The sequence below is a fragment of the Brevundimonas sp. MF30-B genome (assembly GCF_004683885.1).
Classification (GTDB): Bacteria; Pseudomonadota; Alphaproteobacteria; order Caulobacterales; family Caulobacteraceae; genus Brevundimonas.
On record NZ_CP038440.1, the window covers coordinates 1,817,467 to 1,832,850 of the forward strand.

Here is a 15,384-nt window from a genome sequence, read left to right on the forward strand (position 1 = left end):
CTGGCGCGAACACGGCATGGTGAGCCCGGCGGCCGACTCGGCGCCGCCGCCGGACCGCGTCCATGACCGCTGTCACGCCTTCCTCGCCACGCCGCTCGAACCGCACCCTGGCCGCCTTTGCGGCCAGCTGCCTGCCCTATGCGGCGCTCGGCCTGCCGGTCTACGTCACCCTGCCCGAGTTCTACGCCAGCCACGTCGGCGTGCCCCTGGCGGCGGTCAGCCTGATCTTTCTGATCGTGCGCCTGGGAGACATCGTCACCGACCCTCTGTTTGGTCTCATCATCGATCGTACCTCGACCAAATGGGGCCGTTATCGCGTGTGGATGGCCATCGGCATGCCGATCCTGATGGGGTCGGTCGCCATGCTGTTCTTCGTCGGCCAGGGCGCAGGCCCCACCCACCTCGCCGTCTGGCTGGTGGTCATGTACATCGGCTATTCGATCAGCCTGCTCAGCCAGACCAGTTGGGCCGCCGTCCTGTCGCCGGACTACGATCAACGATCGCGAATCTACGCCTTCTGGCAGGTCGCCAACATCCTGGGCGTGCTGGCGGTGCTGCTGATCCCCGTGGGCGCACAGGCCCTGGGCCACACCTATGTCGATGCGGTCAGGATGCAGGGCGGCTTCATCGTCGTGCTGCTGCCCGTGGCATTGCTCGTCACCTTCCTGTTCACGCCCGAGCCGCGCAACGTCACGCCGCCGCCGCACGGCGGACTGAAGGCGACCCTGTCGCTGATGGCCAAGCCGGTGCTGCGCCGACTGCTGCTGTCCGACCTGCTGCTGGGCGCGGCGCGCGGCCTGATCGGCGTGCTCTTCTTCTACTTCTTCGAACAGGCGCGTGGGTTCGAGCGCGAGCAGACCTCGCTGCTGCTGCTGGTCTATTTCGTCGCCGGCCTGGTGGGCGCGCCGCTGTGGGCCATGCTGGCCACCCGCATCGGCAAGCATAAGGCCCTGGCCGTCGCCAGCGTGTATTTCGCGGTCAGCTTCGCCGCCGCCACCCTGCTGGTCCCCGCCGGCAACCTGCCCGCCGCCATGGCCGCGATCTTCGGCACGGGCCTGGCGTTCGGCGCGGCTGACCTCTTGCTGCGCGCCATGATGGCCGATGCGTCGGACGCCATCCGGCTGGACGCGGGGGCCGACCGCACCGGTCTGCTGTTCTCGATCCTGACCGCCACGTCCAAGTTGGGCTACGCTGTCTCCGTCGGGGCCTTTGCAGTGCTGGAGTGGATCGGCTTCGACCCCGCTCCCGGCGCCGTCAACGACCCTAGCGTCATCCTGGGCCTGCAGTGGCTGTTCATCGCCGTGCCGGTTGTGCTGCTGCTGATCTCGGCGGTGGTGCTGCGCCTCTATCCCCTGACGCCCGAGCACCACGCCCAGGTCCGCGCCGCCCTGGCCGCCCGCGACGGAGAGGCCGCATGACCCCTATCGACCGTCTGAACGCCATCATGGCCCGGCTGCGCGATCCCGACGGCGGTTGCCCCTGGGACGTCGAGCAGACCTTCACCACCATCGCCCCCTATACGATCGAGGAGGCCTATGAGGTCGCCGACGCCATCGAACGCGGCGATCACGACGACCTCAAAAGCGAGCTGGGCGACCTGCTGTTCCAGGTCGTCTTCCATGCCCGCATGGCCCAGGAACAGGGCCTGTTCGCCTTCGACGACGTGGCCGGAGCCATCGCCGACAAGCTGGAGCGCCGCCACCCTCATGTCTTCGGTGAAGAAGCCGCCAAGGCCGACGGCGCGGCCCAGAAGGCCCGGTGGGAGGACATCAAGGCCGCCGAGCGGCAGGCGCGCGCCCAGCACGGCGTGCTCGATGACGTGCCCGTCGGCCTGCCGGCCCTGGCACGCGCCGCCAAGCTGACCAAGCGCGCCGCCCGCGTCGGCTTCGACTGGCCCAGCGTCCACGAGGTGATCGACAAGCTGGATGAGGAGGTCGCCGAGCTGAAGGTCGAGATCGCCGCCGGCGACACCGCCAAGGCCGCCGAGGAGCTGGGCGACCTGCTGTTCGTCATGGCCAACCTGGGCCGCAAGCTGGGCGTCGAACCCGAAGACGCCCTGCGCGCCGCCAACGCCAAGTTCGCCCGCCGCTTCGCCTTCATCGAGGCCGAACTGGCAAAGAGCGGGCGGACACCGGATCAGTCGGATCTGGCAGAGATGGACGGGCTATGGGATGCGGCGAAGGCAGCGGAGCGCCGCTGAGAAGTCACAACAGCCAAGCCTGGTAGGAGCGTTGTTCGCATGTCTTGATGCTGCGCGAGCAGCGGCATGTCTGCAACGGGTCGACAGCGGACGCCGCCTGCAACGGCCGCACCTAAACGCCGAAGCCCGGCCCCAGAACGATCGTTCCGGCCATCAGCACAGCTGACAGCGCCATCAAGCCGGCGGCGGCCAGCAGGCCCCATGCGCTCGGCCTGGATGCCGGCTCGCTCAGCAGTCGGCGGGCCTTTTCGATGCGGGCGGCGTCGGTCATGGCGAATCCTTCCGCCTCGATCCGATCATGGGGGCGTTAACCGAGTCCTTCTGCTTGGCGCGGCGCCCGTGTCGGCATAGAAGCCGCTCATGATCCTGGTCGTCGATAACTACGACAGCTTCACCTACAATCTCGTCCACTACCTCGCGGAGTTGGGCGCGCAGACGCATGTCGTGCGCAATGACGATCTGAGCGTCGACGAGGCCTGGGCGCTGAAGCCGCAGGGCGTGCTGCTGTCGCCCGGCCCCTGCGCGCCGGATCAGGCGGGCATCTGCCTTGGCCTGATCGAAAGCGCGCCCGAATCCATGCCGATCCTGGGCGTCTGCCTGGGGCATCAGTCGATCGGCCAGGCGTTCGGCGGCGAGGTGGTGCGGGCCAAGACCCTGATGCACGGCAAGACCTCGCCCATCGAGCACGAAGGGCGCGGCGTGTTCGCCGGCCTGCCCTCACCCTTTACGGCGACGCGCTATCATTCGCTGGCGGTGCGGCGCGACACCCTGCCGGACGCGCTGGAGATGACGGCCTGGACGGCGGACGGCGAGATCATGGGCCTGTCGCACCGGACGCGGCCGATCCACGGCGTGCAGTTCCATCCGGAGTCGATCGCCACCGAGAACGGTCACGACCTGATCGCCAACTTCCTGGACATCGCCGGCGTGCGTCGGCTGAAGGCGGCCTGACTTGGCCGACGGGTTCAAGCCCCTGCTGTCGCGCCTGGTCGAGGGCCACGCCCTGACGGGCGAGCAGGCGCGCGACTTCTTCGCCGCCTGCCTGCGCGGCGAACCCACGCCGGCCCAGGTCGCCTCGGCCGTCACCGCCATGCGGATGCGCGGAGAGACAGTGGACGAGATCGCCGCCTTCGCCCTCGCCATGCGTCAGGCCGCGCTGACGCTGGACCATCCCTACGACGCCATCGACACCTGTGGCACGGGCGGGGATGGGGCCCATACCTTCAACATCTCGACCGCCGCGGCCCTGGTGCTGGCGGGCGCCGGCGTGAAGGTCGCCAAGCACGGCAACCGGGCGCTCAGCTCCAAGTCCGGGTCGTCGGACGTGCTCTCGGCGCTCGGTGTCAATCTGGCCGCAGATCAGGCCCAGCAGCGCCGCGCGCTGGACGAGGCCGGCATCGCCTTCCTGTTCGCCCCCCACTACCACGGCGCCATGCGCCACGTCGGGCCGGTGCGGGCCGAGATCGGGTTCCGCACCGTGTTCAACCTCTTGGGCCCGCTGTCCAATCCGGCCGGCGCCCGGCGTCAGGTGATGGGCGTCTATGACCCTCGCCTGCTGGAGCCGCTGGCCGAGGTGCTGGGTCGTCTGGGCGCCGTGCGCGCCTGGACCGTGCATGGGCAGGGGCTGGACGAGCTGACCCTGACCGGACCGACCGAGGTGGCGGAGTGGCGCGACGGGGCGGTGCGCCGCTTTCAGGTCACGCCCGAGGATGCAGGCCTGGCTCGCGCCGAGATCGAGGCGCTGCGCGGCGGCGACGCCGAGCACAACGCCGCCGCGCTCGCAGCCCTTCTGGACGGTGCGCCGGGCGCCTATCGCGACGTGGTTCTGCTGAACGCCGCCGCCGCGCTGGTGGTGGCCGACCGCGCCGCAGACCTGGCCGAGGGCGCGGCGACTGCCGCCGCCGTCATCGACGACGGCCGGGCGCGTCAGGCGCTGGAGCGGCTGGTCCAGGCCACCAACACTCCCCTCGAAGGCGACGGCGAATGACCGACGTGCTGGCCCGCATCGCCGCCTACAAGCGGGAAGAGGTCTCAGCCCGCAAGGCCGAGCGGTCTCTGGACGCCGTCGAACAGGCGGCCGCCCAGGCCTCGGCCCCCCGCGGCTTCCGCGCCGCTCTGGAGTGGGCGCACGAGGAGACCGGCCGCCCGGCCCTGATCGCCGAGATCAAGAAGGCCAGCCCGTCCAAGGGCGTCATCCGCGCCGACTTCGACCCGCCGGCTCTTGCGCAGGCGTATGAGCGCGGCGGCGCCACCTGTCTGTCGGTCCTGACCGACGGCCCCAGCTTTCAGGGCGACGACGCCTATCTGATGCAGGCGCGGGCGGCGACCGCCCTGCCCTGCCTGCGCAAGGATTTCCTGGTCGATCCCTGGCAGGTGGCCGAAAGCCGCGCCTTGGGCGCAGACTGCATCCTGATCATACTGGCCATGATCGACGACGCCCTGGCGGCCGATCTGCTGGCCGAGGCGGCGCGGTTCGGCATGGACGCCCTGATCGAAACCCACGACGAAGCCGAGATGGCGCGCGCCTGTCGCCTGGGCGGCGATCTGGTGGGCATCAACAATCGTTCTCTGAGGACATTCGACGTCGATCTGGGCGTGACCGAGGTGCTGGCTATGTTGAGCCCGCCCCGCGCCCTGCTGGTCGCCGAGAGCGGCATCTTCACCGCTGAAGATGTAGCTCGCGTCTCCGCCGCCGACGCCCAGGCCATCCTGGTCGGCGAAAGCCTGATGCGGCAGGCCGACGTCGAGGCGGCGACGAAAGCGCTTCTCGCGTTAAGTTGACATTAGGCTAGAACACTTACAGAACATCGGCAACGGTTCACGCCTTGTTCTGGACGATTCGCCCATGTTGACGCGCAAGCAGCACGAACTCCTGATGTTCATCCATGAACGGATCCAGGAAACCGGCGTCTCGCCCTCCTTCGACGAGATGAAGGAGGCGCTGGATCTGGCGTCCAAGTCGGGCATCCACCGGCTGATCACGGCGCTTGAGGAACGCGGCTTCATTCGTCGTCTGGCGCATCGGGCGCGGGCGCTGGAGGTCACCAAGCTGCCGGAACAGGCCACAGCGGGCGCGCCGCGCGGCCGGGCGGGCTTCAAGCCCGGCGTGATCGAAGGCGGCCGAGTCGAGCCCGCCAACGACACCCGCGAACTGCCGCTGCTGGGCAAGATCGCCGCCGGCACCCCCATCGCCGCCATCCAGCACGAGCAGGAGCGCCTGCCGGTGCCGGAGTCCATGCTGGGCGCCGGCGAGCATTTTATGCTGGAGATCGAGGGGGACTCCATGATCGAGGCCGGCATCCTCAACGGTGATCTGGTCGTCATCAAGCGGGTGGACAACGCTTCTTCGGGCGAGATCGTGGTGGCCCTGGTCGAGGGCGAGGAAGCCACGCTGAAGCGGCTGCGCAAGAAGGGCGGCTCGATCGCGCTGGAGCCCGCTAACCGGACATACGAGACCAAGATCTACGGGTCGGATCAGGTCGAGGTGCAGGGCAAGCTGGTCGGCCTCATCCGCCGCTATCACTGAAAGTCGGGGTCGCCCAGCCGGCTCCACGGCCGGTCCCCCCTGAGCTCGGATCCCCACAGGGCGCGCCAGCCCGCGCCGTCGCGCCATAGCTCGACCGTGCCGCCGCGTGCATAGTCACGGCCGTCCAGCACTAGGCGGTGAGCACAGGCCGCAGGCAGCTCCGACACGATCGCGCGCACGCTGACAATCTCGGCCGAAGCGCAGAGGGACTGCATCTGCTCGGAACTGGGCGCGCGCCTGCCCCACCATAGGGCGATGGGCGCGTCGGTTTCGGGCTTTGGAATGCAGTGGGTCCGGCCGCAGGTCCAGTCTTCCTGGTTGCGGGGGACCGCCTCAAGCCCTCGGCGCCGGCTCCAGACATCGGTGGCGAACGGTCCCGTCGGCCTCATGACGATCGCCGCATTGGCCTGGCGATAGGCGGCGTTGGCTCCGGCGTTGCCGATCCAGAGATCCGGCCCGGGCCCGCGCGGCCACAGCAGCACCGCCAGGGCCAGCGGCAGGCCCAGCCAGCGCAGCGGCCCCCGATGGATGCACAGGATCAATATGCCCACGAAGGCCACGGGCAGCGCAAGCGCCGGTGCGCTGGCGATCGTGCGGATCGCGCCGGGAAGGCTCGAAGCCCAATGGCCAATCGCCAGCATGGCGTCCACGCCCTTGCCCGCCACCCACAGGAAGGGCGCGCCCAAGCCGAGCGGCTCCAACGCCGCGCCCAGGGCCAGAGCCGGCATCATGATGAAGTCCGCGATGGGCGCGGTCGCCAGGTTGGCGGCCAGGCCATACATGGCCGTGCGGTTGAAATGCTGCATGGCGAAGGGCCCGGTCGCTGCGCCCGCCACCAGGCTGGCCATGCCCGCGATCAGCAGCCAACTGGCCAGCCGCTGAGTCCAGACGATGGGCCATGGCGCGGATATCTCACGCGTACGCTTTGGCCAGGCGGCGGCGAGGGCCACCAGGGCGGCCGTCGCGGCGAACGACATCTGAAAGCCCGGCGTCGCCACCGCCTCGGGCTGCAGCAGCAGAACCACGAAGGCGGCCACAGCCAGCGCGTGAAGGCTGACCGCCTGGCGGTTCAGCAGCACGGCCAGAAAAGCGATCGACGCCGTGGTGGCCGCCCGCTCCGCCGGCGGGGGCGCGCCGGAAATCACCAGATAGGTCCCGACCGCGATCAGCCCGGCGACGGCGGCGACCTTCTTTCCCGACACGCGCAGCGCCAGCCAGGGCCAGGTGGCCACAAGCAGGCGCACGCCGAAGAAAACAAAGCCCCCTACGATCGCCATGTGCAGGCCCGAGATCGACAGGATATGCGCCAGGCCGGAATCCCGCATGGCGTCCAGATCGTCTGCCTGAATCCAGGTCTCGTGCCCCGTGGTCATGGCGGCGGCGACCCCGCCTGTGCGCGGGCCCAGACGCGCCACGATACGCTCGGCCAGGGCGAAGCGGACGGCGTTGACCCGCATCTGCATCCGCAGCCGCCAGGGCGGTTCGCTAAGCGTCGTCGGGCGGGTATCGCCCAGAGCGAACACCACGCCGCCCATGCCCTGGAAATAGGCGTTGCGGCCGAAGTCATAGGCGCCGGGGCTGACCGGCGGGGGCGTCGGGTTGAGAATGCCGTAGAGCCGCACCGCCTCTCCCGGTCGAGGCGGTTCGCCGCGCACGGTGGCGCGAAGGCGCACCGGCGTCTGTTCGGGCGCCAGGCCCTGGATGCGCACCGGCGCGATCAGAATGCGGTGACCCCGCTGCCCCGGACTGTCGACGTCCAGCACCCAGGCGTGGAGCGTGACCGGCTCGGCCAGCGAAGGCGCGATCGGCGTGGCGACGGCCTCGGCCCGCAGCTTCGCCGCCGTCATGCCGCCGGCAAAACAAGCCAGGAGCAGCAATGGCAGGGTCCAGGCCCGCCCCATCCCCCTGCCGCGCGCCAGCAGCCATAGCCCGGCTGTCGTGACGGCTGCGGCCAGCAGGGGCCACAACGGCGGTTCGGCCTTCAGATACAGATACAGGGCGCAGCCGCCGCCAAAGGCGACCGGCGTCCAGAGCCGCCATTGATCGGTCTGGGCCTGGACTTGATCGCCCAACCAGGCGCGGATGCGGGCGCCGGTGCTGGGCTTTGCAGCGTCCGGCGCTATAAGGGCGCCCCGAACGGACGCCCCTGCCATGACCTCATCTTCCCCCGCCTCGACTGTCGTCACACGCTTCGCCCCCTCGCCCACAGGCTATCTGCATATCGGCGGTGCGAGAACAGCGTTGTTCAATTGGCTGTACGCCCGCGCCAACGGCGGCAAATTCCTCGTGCGCGTCGAAGACACCGACCGCGAGCGCTCGACCGACGCCGCCGTCGAAGCCATCTTCCAGGGGCTGTCCTGGCTCGGCCTGTTCGCCGATGAGGAGCCGACGTTCCAGTTCGCTCGGGCCGAGCGGCACCGCGAAGTCGCCGACCAGCTTCTGGCGACGGGCCACGCCTATCGCGACTTCCTGACAGCCGAAGAGACCGGCGCGCTTCGCGACCAGGCCAAGGCCGAAGGCCGGCCCTTCGTTTCGCCCTGGCGCGACCGCGAGCCGACCGTCGACGATCTGATGAAGCCGCACACCATCCGCTTCCGTCGGCCCGAAGGCGCGGTGACGGTCGACGACGCAGTGCAAGGCTCAGTCCGCTGGGACTCTTCCGCACTCGACGATCTGGTGATCGTGCGGTCTGACGGCGCCCCGACCTATAATCTCGCCGTTGTGGTTGACGACCACGACATGGGCGTGACCCACGTCATTCGCGGCGACGACCATCTGAACAACGCGGCGCGACAGAGCCTGATCTACGACGCCCTGGGCTGGTCCCGGCCGGTGTTCGCGCACATCCCGCTGATTCATGGACCCGACGGCGCCAAACTGTCCAAGCGACATGGGGCGCAGGCCGTGCATGAATACGCCGAGATGGGCTATCTGCCCGAGGCGATGCGCAACTATCTGGCTCGGCTGGGCTGGGCGCACGGCGACGACGAGCTGTTCAGCGACGAACAGGCCATCGCCTGGTTCGACCTGGGCGGCGTGGGCAAGGCACCCGCGCGGCTGGACTTCGACAAACTGGCCCACGTCAACGCCCACTGGATCCGCTTGGCCGACGACGACCGCCTGGCCAAGCTGGCGCTGGACGTGCACCTGGCCCGCGGCCGTGCGCTGCAGGAAGACGATGAGGACCGCCTCACCCGCGCCCTGCCCTTCATCAAGGACCGGGCCAAGACCCTGCTCGAGTTGGCCGATCAGTCCGAGTTCGCCTTGAAAGCCCGGCCGCTGGACCTCGGCGACAAGGGCCGCGCCATGCTGGTCGAGGAGACCGTGGCGCGCCTGCAGCGCCTGCGCGCGCGTCTGGGCCTGTTCCAGTCGTGGGACGTCTTCGCGCTGGAGGCCGAACTGAAGGCCTTCGCCGAGGAGGAGGGCGTGGGCTTCGGCAAGATCGGCCCGCCCCTGCGCGCCGTGCTGACCGGCGGCAGCGCCTCACCCGACATCGCTCGCATTCTGTCATCACTTGGCCGCGACGAAAGTCTGGGGCGCTTGGATGATGCGCTGCAACAGACTAAATGACGTTCACCAATTGAAAGGCGCTGGGCCATCCCCGGTCCGCGCCCCTCGATAATCGACAAGGGGCCATGATGACCGAACAAGCCAAACCCGCCGGATCGGCGACCCTCTCCTATGGCGACAAGAGCGTCGATCTGCCGGTGCTGGGGGGCTCGACGGGCCCTGACGTCATCGACATCCGCAAGCTGTACGCCGGCACGGGCGCCTTCACCTTTGATCCCGGCTTCACCTCGACCGCCTCGTGTGAATCGGCCCTGACTTACATCGACGGCGACGCCGGCGTCCTGCTGCACCGCGGCTATCCGATCGACCAGCTGGCCGAGAAGTCGAACTTCATCGAAGTCTGCCATCTGCTGCTGCACGGCGAACTGCCGACGGCCGAGCAGTTCGAGGCCTTCGAAAACAGCGTCACCATGCACACGATGCTGCATTCGCAGTTCGACCGCTTCTTCGAGGGCTTCCGTCGCGACGCCCACCCGATGGCGATCATGGTCGGCACCGTCGGCGCCCTGTCGGCCTTCTATCACGACAGCCTGGACATCCATGATCCGGTCCAGCGCAACATCTCCGCCATCCGCCTGATCGCCAAGATGCCGACGATCGCGGCGCGCGCCTACAAATACCACATCGGCCAGCCCTTCGTTTCGCCGCGCAACGACCTGTCGTACGCCGAGAACTTCCTGCGCATGTGCTTCGCCGTGCCAGCCGAGGACTATGTGGTCGATCCGGCGCTGGTGCGCGCCATGGACCGCATCTTCACCCTGCACGCCGACCACGAGCAGAACGCCTCCACCTCCACGGTGCGTCTGGCCGGTTCGTCGGGCGCCAATCCGTTCGCCTGCATCGCCGCGGGCATCGCCTGCCTGTGGGGCCCGTCGCACGGCGGCGCCAACGAAGAGGCGCTGACGATGCTCAAGGAGATCGGCACCCCGGACAAGATCCCGGAGTTCATCCAGGGCGTGAAGGATCGCAAGTACAAGCTGATGGGCTTCGGCCACCGCGTGTACAAGAACTACGACCCGCGCGCGAAGGTCATGCAGCAGTCGGCCTACGAAGTGCTGGCCGCCACCGGCCGCGAGAATGATCCGCTGTTCCAAGTTGCCAAGGAGCTGGAGAAGGTCGCGCTGCAGGACGAGTATTTCACCTCGCGCAAGCTGTTCCCGAACGTGGACTTCTATTCGGGCATCACCCTGTCGGCGATGGGCTTCCCGACCTCGATGTTCACCGTCCTGTTCGCCCTGGCCCGCACCGTCGGGTGGATCGCGCAATGGCAGGAAATGATGGCCGACCCGTCGCAGAAGATCGGTCGCCCGCGCCAGCTTTACACCGGCCCGACCGAGCGCGACTACGTGCCGATCGACCAGCGCGGCTAAGACGCCGACACGTCCGAAAGCAAAACGCCGGGGTGAAAGCCCCGGCGTTTTTTTCTTGTCTGAACTCAGTCGATCGCGCGGGTGACCAGGTCGCGCCAGGCGGGGTCGGCAGCGTCCACCAGATCCACGTCGTCGATCAGAGCCACGGCCGAGCCGCCGTCCGGCAGGATCAGGCCGAGCACCTCCATGCTCTCGCCGTCCGGGCCCAGATGGCTTTCGGCCTGAACGGCGACGGCCGCCTGCTCGCCGTCATCCTCCCACCAGATCAGGGGCTGCGGCAGATGCATGTCGATGATCCGCGCGTCGTCGGTGTCGCCCAGGGCGAAGACGGCCAGGCCGGCCTGGACGTCATCCAGCGTCGCCACCCGATCGGTGAACGGTTTGAGCCGCGACCAGTCGTCGACGTCATAGCCGCCGCCGTCCATCTCCAGGTCGTCCACATCGTCCGTCATGACGTCTTCCGTTCAGAGATGACCTTCAGCACCGCCTCGGCCGCCAGACCGGATGGGTCGGCGCCTTCGCCGCCCATCAGGGCCAAGGCCTCGGTCTGTTCTCGCGACTGGGCCGCGGCGGCGTCAGGATCGGTCAGCAGGCGGCCGACAGCCTGAGCCAGCGCGTCGGGCGTCGCCTCGTGCTGGATGAACTCGGGCGCGATCCGGCGGTCGGCGGCTATGTTGAACAGGGTCACGTGCTTGGCCGTAACCAGCCGCTTCATCAGCGCGTAGCTGAGGCCGTCGATCCTGTAGGCGATGACCATGGGTGCCCCGGCGAGCGCCAGTTCTGTCGAGACCGTGCCGCTCGTGGCCAGGGCAACGGTGGCGGCGCGCATGGCGTCGTACTTCTCCGCCTCCGCGACCAGGTGCACGCGGAAGGGCCAGGCCGCCACGCGGCCGCGCACATCCTCCGCCACGGTCCCGGCCGCGACCACGGCGACCTCCAGGCCGGGAAGCTGCGCCTTCAGCCTCTGAACCGTCGCCTCATAAACGGGCGTCATCCGATTGATTTCACTAGGTCGGCTTCCGGGCAGGACCAGAAGCAAAGGCGCAGCCCGGCCAATCCCGCGCCGGGCTCGGAAGGCGTCGCCGTCCGCGCCGCTCATGTCCACATGAAGCGCCGACGAGCCGACGACCGTGGTCGCTAGTCCCGCCTTCTCGAACCACGGCGCGTCGAAGGCGTAGAGCGCCAGCAGGTGATCGACAGCGCCGGCCAGCGTCTTGGCCCGCCCCGGCCGCGAGGCCCAGACCTGGGGCCCGACGTATTTGATCAACGGCGTGTCAGGGTCCGCGGCGCGAACAGCCTTTGCCACGCGGATGGTGAACCCCCAGCTGTCGATCAGCACCACGGCGTCGGGCCGCTCGCGCGCCGCCAAGGCCGCCGTCTCCGCGACGCGCTTCTTGACCAGGCCATAGGCGCGCAGGCCCTCGATCCAGCCCAGGATGGACAGTTCGGCGACGTCGAAAGGGCTGACAATGCCCTCGGCCGCCATCTTCGGTCCGCCGACGCCCACAAAGGTCACGCCGTCGCCCAGGCGGGCCTTCAGCTCCCGCGCCAGGCCTGCGCCCAAGGCGTCGCCCGACGCTTCGGCGGCCACCAGCATGATCTTCAGCGGCGGCGTCACCGGCCTTCGCCCCAGACGAACAGGCCCAATCGGTCGGCTGCCTCGATCACGCCCGCGCGGTCGATCAGGATCAGTCGCCCAGCCACGCCGGCCACGCCGGCCAGCCCGGCGGCAGCCGCCAACTCGATCGTGCGAGGACCGATCACCGGCATGTCGACGCGCAGGTCCTGGATCGGCTTGGGGGCCTTGGCCAAGGCGCCCTTGCGGTCGGTCTCGGACCCGCGCAGGTCGGCAGGCAGGCCGGCGACACGGCCCAGCATGGCGTCAGTGCCCTCCTGCGCTTCGACGGCCAGCACCAAGCCGTCGCATACGACGGCCCCCTGTCCGATATCCAGTTCGCCTGACTTTTCAGCGACGTGGATCGCTTTCTTCAAGTCTTCGATCTGGGAGGGCGCGGGCGTGACGACGCTAAGCGCACCAGCCGGAAGGAGGTCGCCCCCTAATAAGTCGTCGGCGCCTTCGACCCTGAACCCCTCGGCTTCGAAGACCGACAGGATCTTGCGCAACAGGGCGTCGTCGCCCTGGGTCGCCGCCTTGACGATGCCGGGCAACAGGGTCGCGCCCTTGAAATCCGGCTTCAGCGTTTTGAAGTCGGGTCGACTGACGATGCCGGCCAGGCACACCGCGCCGCAGCCCTGGACCTTCAGCGCCTTCAGGATCGCGCCGATCTGGGCCATGCCGAAATCGTCGCCGGGCCAGCGCGCCAGGTGCGGATCGGCAAACCCGTCCAGCCGCACGATGTAGAAGGCCCGCCCCTCGGCCTCGCAGCGCTGGGCCACCGCCAAGGGCAGGCCGCCGCCGCCGGCGATCAGCCCCAGTTTGGGCGCGCTCATTCCGCGTTCGGCAGGCATAGCGGCCGTTTGCCGCCCGCCCGGATGAAGTCGAGGATCTCGGTGATTTCGGCCAGATCGCCGTACTGGCTCTGCGTCGCCGCCAGACGCCCAGCGAACTCGCCCTCGCCTTCGAACAGCTCGCGATAGGCGGCCAGCAGTCGCCGGATCTGGGCCTTGTCGTAACCCTTGCGCTTCAGCCCGATCAGGTTCAACCCGCGCAGCCTGGCGTGATTGCCCCAGGCGGAGCCGTAGGGAATCACATCGCGCGTCACCGCCGCCAGTCCGCCGATAATGGCGCCCTGCCCGACCCGCCCGTTCTGGTGGACCGCGCACAGGCCGCCCAGGAACACCCGGTCTCCGATCGAGGCGTGGCCGCCCAGCGTGGCGTTGTTGGCCATGACGACATTGTCGCCCACCACGCAGTCGTGGCCGACGTGCGCGCCCGTCATGAACAGGTTGTTGGAGCCCACCACGGTGACGCCCGTCCCCTGCGGCGTGCCCCGGTTGAAGGTGCAGTGCTCCCGGATCAGGTTGTTCGATCCGATCTCCAGCCGAACGGGCTCGCCCTTGTAGCCATTGTGCTGTGGGTCGCCGCCGATGACGGCGAAGGGATGGATGGTGGTCCCGGCCCCGACGGTCGTGTCCTGCTGGATCACCACATGGCTGGCCAGGCGCACGCCCTCCGACAGGACCACGCCGGGTCCGACCACGCACCACGGGCCGATCTCGACGCCTGCCGCCAGTTCGGCCGAGGCGTCCACCTGGGCTGTGGGATGAACGGCCATCAGCTCGCCGGCTGATCCACGGTGACGACCATGGCCATGAACTCGGCCTCGGCCGCCAGCTTGCCGTCGATAAAGGTCTCGCCCCGGAATTTGTAGGCGTCGCCGCGCGCGCGGATCACCTTGACCTCCATGCGCAGCTGATCGCCCGGCCTCGCCGGCTTGCGGAACCGCACACCGTCGATCGACATGAACATGATGACCTTGTCGGCCACGGCCACGTCCATCGACTTGGACATCAGCAACGCGCCGGTCTGGGCCATGGCTTCGACGATCAGCACGCCGGGCATGACCGGATCGATCGGGAAGTGGCCGGGAAAGAAGGGCTCGTTGTGGCTGACGTTCTTGATGCCGGTGATCGAGGTCGCCGCAACGAAGTTCTCGGCCTTGTCGACCAGCAGGAAGGGATAGCGGTGCGGCAGCCGCCGCATCACCTCGGCGTAGTCGATCTTGGCCTCTTCGCTCATCCGGCTGATTCCCTGGGCGTCTTCTTCTGACCGACCTGTTTGGCCAGCCAGACGGCCTCGCGCAAGGACTGACGGATGGGTTTGGCGGGATAGCCCGACCAAGTCTCGCCCGGCGGAATGTCGGCCAGAACACCGCCGCCGGCCGCGACGCGGGCGCCTTCGCCGATGGTGATGTGGTCACCCACGCCCGCCCGGCCGCCGAACATGACGTTGTCGCCCGTCGTCACTGAACCCGCTATTCCCGTATGGCCGGCGAGCAGATTGTTGCGGCCGATGACGCAGTTGTGGCCGATCATCACCAGATTATCGATCTTGGTGTTTTCGCCGATGACCGTGTCGTCATAGGCCCCGCGGTCGATGCAGCTGTTGGCGCCGACCGTCACCCCGTCCTGCAGGATGACCCGGCCCAGCTGCGGAATATCGATCGGCCCGCTGCGCGACACCGCCGCGCCAAAGCCCTGTTCGCCAATGCGGGCGCCTGAGAGCAACTTCACCCGATCCCCGATCAAGGCGAAACCGATGGAGACATTGGCGCCGATCCAGCAATTCCGGCCGATCTGGACGCCGGGCCCGATCACGGTGTTGGCGCCGACCCGCGTGCCGCGCCCGATGCGAACGCCCGCGCCCAGCACCACGCCCGGCGCGATCAGAACGCTGTCGTCCTCCGCCGCTTCCGCAGGGTCGACCCCCGCTTCCAGCTCTATCGGGGCATGCAGAAGCGCCGACGCTCTAGCCCAGGCGGCCTGGGGTTCTCGAGAGACTATGACCGCCGCGCCCGAAGGCGCTTGGTCCGCCATGTCCGGATGCAGGATGACGCAACCCGCGCTCGTCCCGGCCAGAGCCGAGACATGTTTGCGGTCCGACAGAAACGCGATCGCGCCCTCATCCGCTTCGGACAAGGGCGCGACCTGACGAATGGTCCGATCCCGGCCCCTCGTCGCCGTTTCGCCGATATGCTCGGCGATCTGACCGACGCTCAGCGCCGGCCGGGTTTCGAAGAAGCGGGGATCAGGCACGC

General features: G+C 68.6%; 16 protein-coding genes. 8 read left to right on the forward strand and 8 right to left on the reverse strand.

What is annotated here, in order from left to right; translation table 11 throughout:
• Positions 1-62 precede the first annotated feature (62 nt).
• Together E4M01_RS09225 and mazG are read left to right on the forward strand one after the other, a co-directional pair.
• A complete protein-coding gene (locus E4M01_RS09225; protein ID WP_135063191.1) occupies positions 63-1,418 on the forward strand; it encodes an MFS transporter in 1,356 nt (451 codons plus the stop codon).
• Complete coding sequence (gene mazG, locus E4M01_RS09230) at positions 1,415-2,200, forward strand: nucleoside triphosphate pyrophosphohydrolase (RefSeq protein WP_135063189.1); 786 nt, start codon at positions 1,415-1,417, stop codon at positions 2,198-2,200. Before E4M01_RS09225 ends, mazG begins: the two co-directional genes overlap by 4 nt.
• Before the next feature lie 112 nt (positions 2,201-2,312).
• Here the strand turns inward: mazG and E4M01_RS09235 are convergent, their stop codons facing one another.
• A complete protein-coding gene (locus E4M01_RS09235) occupies positions 2,313-2,471 on the reverse strand; it encodes a peptidoglycan-binding protein (protein ID WP_135063187.1) in 159 nt (52 codons plus the stop codon).
• An 89-nt stretch (positions 2,472-2,560) separates the two neighbouring features.
• Between E4M01_RS09235 and E4M01_RS09240 the strand changes: the two genes are divergently transcribed.
• The 4 genes from E4M01_RS09240 (at position 2,561) to lexA (ending at position 5,726) form a co-directional block, all read left to right on the forward strand.
• On the forward strand, positions 2,561-3,151 hold the full coding sequence (locus E4M01_RS09240; protein ID WP_135063185.1) for an aminodeoxychorismate/anthranilate synthase component II: 591 nt from the start codon (positions 2,561-2,563) through the stop codon (positions 3,149-3,151).
• Position 3,152: 1 nt separating this feature from the next.
• The gene (gene trpD / locus E4M01_RS09245; protein WP_135063182.1) at positions 3,153-4,187 is read left to right on the forward strand and encodes an anthranilate phosphoribosyltransferase; all 1,035 of its coding nucleotides are present in this window, start codon (positions 3,153-3,155) and stop codon (positions 4,185-4,187) included.
• Entirely contained in the window at positions 4,184-4,981 is a 798-nt protein-coding gene (gene trpC, locus E4M01_RS09250; protein ID WP_135063180.1) for an indole-3-glycerol phosphate synthase TrpC, read from the forward strand. Before trpD ends, trpC begins: the two co-directional genes overlap by 4 nt.
• A 64-nt stretch (positions 4,982-5,045) precedes the next feature.
• Positions 5,046-5,726, forward strand: a complete 681-nt coding sequence (lexA, locus tag E4M01_RS09255; RefSeq protein ID WP_135063178.1) for a transcriptional repressor LexA — start codon at positions 5,046-5,048, stop codon at positions 5,724-5,726.
• Here the strand turns inward: lexA and E4M01_RS09260 are convergent.
• Positions 5,720-7,879 carry a ComEC/Rec2 family competence protein gene (locus E4M01_RS09260; RefSeq protein ID WP_135063176.1) on the reverse strand — a complete coding sequence of 720 codons (2,160 nt, stop codon included), beginning with the start codon at positions 7,877-7,879 and terminating at the stop codon, positions 5,720-5,722. The genes lexA and E4M01_RS09260 overlap by 7 nt on opposite strands.
• Between E4M01_RS09260 and gltX the strand changes: the two genes are divergently transcribed.
• Both gltX and gltA read left to right on the forward strand, forming a co-directional pair.
• Entirely contained in the window at positions 7,878-9,296 is a 1,419-nt protein-coding gene (gene gltX, locus E4M01_RS09265) for a glutamate--tRNA ligase (protein ID WP_135063174.1), read from the forward strand. The genes E4M01_RS09260 and gltX overlap by 2 nt on opposite strands.
• Before the next feature lie 68 nt (positions 9,297-9,364).
• Positions 9,365-10,666, forward strand: a complete 1,302-nt coding sequence (gene gltA, locus E4M01_RS09270; protein ID WP_135063602.1) for a citrate synthase — start codon at positions 9,365-9,367, stop codon at positions 10,664-10,666.
• A 65-nt stretch (positions 10,667-10,731) separates the two neighbouring features.
• Here gltA and E4M01_RS09275 read toward each other — a convergent pair whose 3' ends face one another.
• From E4M01_RS09275 to lpxD, 6 genes are read right to left on the reverse strand one after another with little or no spacing between them, the layout of a single operon-like run.
• Positions 10,732-11,118 carry a hypothetical protein gene (locus E4M01_RS09275; protein WP_135063172.1) on the reverse strand — a complete coding sequence of 129 codons (387 nt, stop codon included), beginning with the start codon at positions 11,116-11,118 and terminating at the stop codon, positions 10,732-10,734.
• Positions 11,115-12,284, reverse strand: coding sequence for a lipid-A-disaccharide synthase (gene lpxB, locus E4M01_RS09280; RefSeq protein WP_135063170.1), 1,170 nt, complete (start codon positions 12,282-12,284; stop codon positions 11,115-11,117). The genes E4M01_RS09275 and lpxB overlap by 4 nt, the downstream gene beginning before the upstream one ends.
• Positions 12,281-13,117 (reverse strand): LpxI family protein, encoded by an 837-nt coding sequence (locus tag E4M01_RS09285; protein WP_135063168.1) that lies wholly within the window; start codon positions 13,115-13,117, stop codon positions 12,281-12,283. Before E4M01_RS09285 ends, lpxB begins: the two co-directional genes overlap by 4 nt.
• Positions 13,114-13,902, reverse strand: coding sequence for an acyl-ACP--UDP-N-acetylglucosamine O-acyltransferase (gene lpxA / locus E4M01_RS09290; protein ID WP_135063166.1), 789 nt, complete (start codon positions 13,900-13,902; stop codon positions 13,114-13,116). Before lpxA ends, E4M01_RS09285 begins: the two co-directional genes overlap by 4 nt.
• Entirely contained in the window at positions 13,902-14,366 is a 465-nt protein-coding gene (fabZ, locus tag E4M01_RS09295; protein ID WP_135063164.1) for a 3-hydroxyacyl-ACP dehydratase FabZ, read from the reverse strand. Before fabZ ends, lpxA begins: the two co-directional genes overlap by 1 nt.
• Positions 14,363-15,382 (reverse strand): UDP-3-O-(3-hydroxymyristoyl)glucosamine N-acyltransferase, encoded by a 1,020-nt coding sequence (gene lpxD / locus E4M01_RS09300; RefSeq protein ID WP_135063162.1) that lies wholly within the window; start codon positions 15,380-15,382, stop codon positions 14,363-14,365. Before lpxD ends, fabZ begins: the two co-directional genes overlap by 4 nt.
• Positions 15,383-15,384 lie beyond the last annotated feature (2 nt).

What these genes read in the sequence shown, in the direction of transcription:
- gltA (WP_135063602.1), top strand. Translation starts at nt 9,365, where the DNA reads ATGACCGAACAAGCCAAACCCGCCGGATCGGCGACCCTCTCCTATGGC.
- E4M01_RS09285 (WP_135063168.1), bottom strand. Translation starts at nt 13,117, where the DNA reads ATGAGCGCGCCCAAACTGGGGCTGATCGCCGGCGGCGGCGGCCTGCCC.
- trpC (WP_135063180.1), top strand. Translation starts at nt 4,184, where the DNA reads ATGACCGACGTGCTGGCCCGCATCGCCGCCTACAAGCGGGAAGAGGTC.
- E4M01_RS09260 (WP_135063176.1), bottom strand. Translation starts at nt 7,879, where the DNA reads ATGGCAGGGGCGTCCGTTCGGGGCGCCCTTATAGCGCCGGACGCTGCA.
- lpxA (WP_135063166.1), bottom strand. Translation starts at nt 13,902, where the DNA reads ATGGCCGTTCATCCCACAGCCCAGGTGGACGCCTCGGCCGAACTGGCG.
- E4M01_RS09240 (WP_135063185.1), top strand. Translation starts at nt 2,561, where the DNA reads ATGATCCTGGTCGTCGATAACTACGACAGCTTCACCTACAATCTCGTC.
- fabZ (WP_135063164.1), bottom strand. Translation starts at nt 14,366, where the DNA reads ATGAGCGAAGAGGCCAAGATCGACTACGCCGAGGTGATGCGGCGGCTG.
- mazG (WP_135063189.1), top strand. Translation starts at nt 1,415, where the DNA reads ATGACCCCTATCGACCGTCTGAACGCCATCATGGCCCGGCTGCGCGAT.
- E4M01_RS09225 (WP_135063191.1), top strand. Translation starts at nt 63, where the DNA reads ATGACCGCTGTCACGCCTTCCTCGCCACGCCGCTCGAACCGCACCCTG.
- lexA (WP_135063178.1), top strand. Translation starts at nt 5,046, where the DNA reads ATGTTGACGCGCAAGCAGCACGAACTCCTGATGTTCATCCATGAACGG.
- E4M01_RS09275 (WP_135063172.1), bottom strand. Translation starts at nt 11,118, where the DNA reads ATGACGGACGATGTGGACGACCTGGAGATGGACGGCGGCGGCTATGAC.
- E4M01_RS09235 (WP_135063187.1), bottom strand. Translation starts at nt 2,471, where the DNA reads ATGACCGACGCCGCCCGCATCGAAAAGGCCCGCCGACTGCTGAGCGAG.
- gltX (WP_135063174.1), top strand. Translation starts at nt 7,878, where the DNA reads ATGACCTCATCTTCCCCCGCCTCGACTGTCGTCACACGCTTCGCCCCC.